This is a genomic window from Luteitalea sp., assembly GCF_044337415.1.
Classification (GTDB): Bacteria; Acidobacteriota; Vicinamibacteria; order Vicinamibacterales; family Vicinamibacteraceae; genus Luteitalea.
Genome location: NZ_JBIINP010000262.1, coordinates 1 through 5,002 on the forward strand (window position 1 = coordinate 1; position 5,002 = coordinate 5,002).

The 5,002-nt window shown below is 72.2% G+C and carries 4 protein-coding genes; all 4 read left to right on the forward strand.

Translation table 11 applies throughout. The annotated features are described in order from the left end of the window. The coding region (locus tag ACIRDX_RS20445) for a hypothetical protein (protein ID WP_396627286.1) at positions 1 to 1,631 on the forward strand (1,631 nt) is incomplete at its 5' end. Between the two features lies 1 nt (position 1,632). Further along, positions 1,633 to 2,694 (forward strand): hypothetical protein, encoded by a 1,062-nt coding sequence (locus ACIRDX_RS20450; protein ID WP_396627287.1) that lies wholly within the window; start codon positions 1,633 to 1,635, stop codon positions 2,692 to 2,694. 42 nt (positions 2,695 to 2,736) lie between these two features. Further along, positions 2,737 to 3,309 (forward strand): NADPH-dependent FMN reductase, encoded by a 573-nt coding sequence (locus tag ACIRDX_RS20455; RefSeq protein WP_396627288.1) that lies wholly within the window; start codon positions 2,737 to 2,739, stop codon positions 3,307 to 3,309. 7 nt (positions 3,310 to 3,316) lie between these two features. Then, on the forward strand, positions 3,317 to 5,002 hold a 1,686-nt coding region (locus tag ACIRDX_RS20460), incomplete at its 3' end, for a heavy metal translocating P-type ATPase (protein WP_396627289.1).

Sequence of the window (5,002 nt, forward strand, 5' to 3'; positions counted from 1 at the left end):
CGGCCCTGCGAGCGAAGACACTCGACTCGCTGGAGGCGCTCTTCGTGAAGCTGCCGCGCATCGACCACGTGTTCGTGCCCGGCGGCGACCCCGGGCACAACCGCGCCGAGCTCGTGCTCCCGTGGCTGAAGGACCTCGCCGAGCGCCTGCGGCGCCATCATCCGAAGTCGCAGGTGTGGCTCTCGCTGCAGTGGTTCGACGCGCCGCAGATCACCTGGATCTACGACCAGATCAACGCCGCGCCGCTGCCGTGGCTTGGCGGCCTCGTCGCTGGCCCCAGCAGCCCGCCGCTGGCCGAGACGCGCGCCCGCCTGCACCCGCGGTACCGCCTCCGCGACTACCCGGACGTGACGCACACGGTGCGTGCGCAGTACGTGGTGCCCGACTGGGATCCGGCGTACAACTTCACGCTCGGTCGCGAGCCGATCAACCCGCGCCCGGTCTTCTACGCGTCGCTGCACGATCGCATCGCCTCGCACACCGACGGCTTCATCAGCTACTCCGATGGTGTCAACGACGATGTGAACAAGGCCATCTGGAGCCGCAAGGCGTGGTCGCCCTCGGCAACGCCGCGCGACATCCTGATCGAGTACGCACGCCTGTTCTTCGGTGAGGCCGTCGCCGAGCGTGCGGCCGACGGCCTGCTCGCGCTCGAGAAGAACTGGGAAGGGCCGCTGGCCACCAACGGCGCGGTGGATGGCACGCTCGCGTCGTGGCAGCGTGTCGAGGCCGAGGCTCCGGGCCTGGGGGGCAACTGGCGCTGGCAGCAGGCGCTGTTCCGCGCCTACTACGACGCCTACACGCGGCATCGCCTGTTGCGGGAGACGGCGCTGGAGGATCGGGCCAACGCCGCACTGCTGGCATCGGCCACCACCGGCGCGGCCGACGCCGTGGCGCGTGCCAGGACCATCCTCGCCGAGGCCGACACGCCAGGGCCGCACGACGCCTGGCGCAGGCGCATCCTCGACCTCGGCGCGGCGCTGTTCTCGTCGATCGGCATGCAGATGGACACGCCGACCTACAAGGCCAGCGGCACCGAGCGCGGCGCCGTGCTCGACTTCCTGCACTACCCACTCAACAACCGCTGGTGGCTGGAGGACGAGTTCGCCAGTGTGCTGGCCCTGCCCGACGAGACGGCGCGACGCGCACGACTGGTACAGCTCGCCCGATGGGAAGCCCCGGGGCCGGGCAGCTTCTACGACGACCTCGGGCACGTCGGCAAGTCGCCGCATGTGCGGAAGGCGAAGGTGAGCGGCGCCAACCCGCCCGAACTCGAGGACGGGCCGACGCCGCACTTCACATGGGAGCAGGAAGGCCGCAGCCGCAAGCGCCTCTCCTGGCAGGTGAGCCTGCGCTGGCCGATTGCGCTGGTGTACGAGCAGATCGATCCGGCGGCGCGGTATGTCGTGCGACTCAACGGCAACGGCGACGTGCGCCTCCGCATCAACGGCACGCCGGTGCAGCCCAGCCATGCGTCCACGACGCTCGGCGACCCGAAGGTGTTCGACGTGCCGCTCGAGGCCATCCGCTCGCGACGGATCGTGCTCTCGTTCGACGACATCGACGAAAGCGATCGCAACTGGCGCCAGCACTCGCGCGTGCACGAGGCGTGGCTGATCAAGGTGCCGTGACGTGCGGGCGTCCCTGAGCCGAGTTCGCATACGCCTGGCCCTGGCGTCCCTGCTGGTCGTCGCCTGTGGCGTCGGCGTTGGCGCGCAACCCGTCTGGCAGGGGCCGGCGCCACGGCCCTCGGCCCTTGCGGCGTCGCTGGCGAGGGCCCTCGCCTCGGGCGACGTGGTGCTGCGCCCCGACACGGAGGCCGCCGAGTGGTGGGCGGGCGCCCCGTCGATGGTCCGCGACGACGCCGGCGTGTTCTGGATGGCGGCGCGGATGCGCAGCCCCGAGGCGCCGCGGGGGCAGCGCGGCTACGAGATCCGCATCCTGCGTAGCACCGACGGCGTGCGCTTCGACGCGGTGCACCATATCCGCCGCGGCGAGGTGCCCGTGCCGGGGTTCGAGCGCCCGGCGCTGGTGATCGACCCGGTCACCAGGCGCTTCAAGCTGTACCTCTGCGGCGCCTGGCAGGGCGGCGCCTGGGCCATCCTGAAGCTGGACGACGCCGACACGCCGGCGGGATTCCGGGCGTCGACGGCCCGTCCCGTGATCACCGCGCCGCCGCGGCAGTCCGACCGCGACGTCAGCGTCCACGAGTACAAGGACCCGGTGGTGCTGCACGACGGGCAGCGCTGGCATGCGTTCGTCATCGGCTACGTGCGGCAGAACGAACGCACGTACCACTTCACGAGCGACGACGGGGAGCGATGGGCGCCCGTGGGCGACGTGAACGCCCCGATGCTCGACCTCGTGGGGTGGCGCAACTTCTTCGCCCGTCCGGCCTCGGTGCTGCCGCTCGGCGTCGGCTGGCTGTTCGTCTACGAGGGGTCGTCGACCACGTGGGACGACCCGGTCTACAACATCGGCACCGGCCTGGCCTTCACGTTCGACCTGCATCACCTGGTCGACCTCACCCCCGACGGCCCGGTGGGCCTGAGCACGACCCCCGGCCGGCTCCACACGTGGCGCTACTCCCAGTGGCTTCGGGTCGGCGACGAGCTCTGGATCTACGCCGAGGTCGCCCGCCCGGACCAGGCCCACGAAGTCCGGCGCTTCCGCCTTCCGGTGCCGGTGCGCTGACGCCTCACGGCTGTCTCACCGGCCTGAGGGATACTTGAGGGGATGTTGCGCCTCCAGATCATCATCGTCAGCACGCGTCCCGGCCGGAAGGGCCCCGCGGTCGCCACCTGGTTCGAGCAGCGGGCCCGTGCCCATGGCGCGTTCGAGGTCGAGGTCGTGGACCTGGCCGAGGTCGGCCTGCCCCTGCTCGACGAGCCCGAGCACCCGCGCCTCCGCAAGTACCAGCACGATCACACCAAGCGATGGAGCGCCATCGTCGAGCGCGGCGACGCGTACGTGTTCGTGACGCCCGAGTACAACTTCGCCGCGCCCCCGAGCCTGCTGAACGCGATCGACTACCTCTACACGGAGTGGTCGGAGAAGCCCGCCGCTTTCGTCAGCTACGGCGGCGTGTCTGCCGGGCTGCGCAGCGTGCAGATGGCCAAGCAGGTGCTCACGTCGGTGGGCGTGATGCCGATCGTCGCGGGCGTGCCCATCCCCATGTTCTCGACGCGGATCGCGGCCGACGGCACGTTCACGTCGGACGAGAAGCTGGACGGGTCGGCGAAGGCCCTGCTGACGGACCTGGCGCGCTGGGCCGAGGCCCTCGCGCCGATGCGGGCCCCCAGGGCCTGAGCCGCAGATGGCCACCGCCGACGGACCCAGCGACGACGCAGGCGCCTATGGCCGCCTCGCGCTGAGCCTCGCCTGCGGTGCCCTGCTGCTGGTCGCCTGGGTGGGGGAGACCTGGCTGGGGCTGCCTCATGCCGTGGCGGTCGGTCTCTACGTCGCCTCGGGTGCCTGCGGCGCATGGGACCTGGTGCGGACCAACGTCGCGATCATCCGCGACGGGCACTACCGTGCCGACATCGACCTGCTGATGCTGCTGGCCGCCCTCGGCGCGGCGGCCCTCGGCGAGTGGGTCGAGGGCACGTTCCTGCTGTTCCTGTTCTCGCTGGCCAACGCGGCCGAGCACTACGCGATGGGGCGTGCCACCGGCGCCATCCGCGCGCTCGGCGAGCTGACCCCGCCCACGGCGCGACTGCTGTTCCCCGACGGGCACGACGAGGTCGTGCCGATCGAACAGGTCACGCGTGGCGCCCTCGTGCTGGTGCGGCCCGCCGAGCGGATGCCGGTGGACGGCATCGTCCGCAGTGGCCGATCGGCGGTCGATCAGGCGCCGATCACCGGTGAGTCCGTGCCCGTCGACAAGGCGCCCGGCGACCAGGTGTTTGCCGGGACCGTCAACGGCGACGGCGCGCTGCAGGTGGAGACGACCGGCGGGGCAGGCGAGCGGACGCTCGACCGCATCATCACGCTCGTGGCCGAGGCGCAGGCGCAGAAGGGGCACACCGAGCAGCTGACGGCGCGCTTCGAGCGCATCTTCGTGCCGGTGGTGCTCGTCGGCGCCGTCGTGCTCATCGTCGCGCCGCCGCTGCTGGGGACGTGGACCTGGGCCACCAGCATCTATCGCGGCATGGCGTTGCTCGTGGCCGCCTCGCCCTGCGCGCTGGCCCTCGGCACGCCCGCCGCCATCCTCTCGGGCATCGCGCAGGCGGCACGCCACGGCGTGCTCGTGAAGGGCGGGGCGCAGCTCGAGGCGCTCGGCATGGTGCGCGCCCTGGCCGTCGACAAGACGGGGACGCTGACCATGGGCCGGCCCGAGGTCACCGACGTGGTCGCCGTCGACGCAGACGCCGCGGAACTGCTCGCCGTGGCCGCTGCCGTCGAGCGCCAGTCGCAGCATCCGCTGGCCGAGGCCATCGTGCGCCGTGCCGATGCCGACGCGCTGCCCGCGCGCGAGGCCAGTCCGCTCGAGAGCGTGACGGCGCGCGGTGTGCGCGCCATGGTGGACGGGGCACTCGTCGAGATCGGCAGCCTCCGGATGTGGGCGGGGCGTCCTGACGGGCCCTCGCAGGCCATCCTCGATGCCGTGCAGGACCTCCAGGCCCGCGCGCGCAGCACCATCGTCATCCGCCACGGCACGCGGTGGCTCGGCGTGATTGGCGTGGCCGATCGCCCGCGCCCCGCCGCGGCGGGCGCGCTCGCCGCCCTGCGTCGGCTTGGTGTGTCGCCGATCGTCATGCTCACCGGCGACAACGAACAGGTCGCCGGCGCCATCGCCCGGGAGGTCGGCATCGATGAGGTGCGCGCCCACCTGTTGCCGGAGGACAAGGCCGAGGCCATCGCTGATCTGCGGGCACGGCACGGCGGCGTCGCGATGATCGGCGATGGAGTGAACGATGCGCCCGCGCTGGCGCGCGCCTCGGTGGGGATCGCGATGGGCGCGGCAGGGACGGCCGCCGCGCTCGAGGCCGCCGACGTGGCC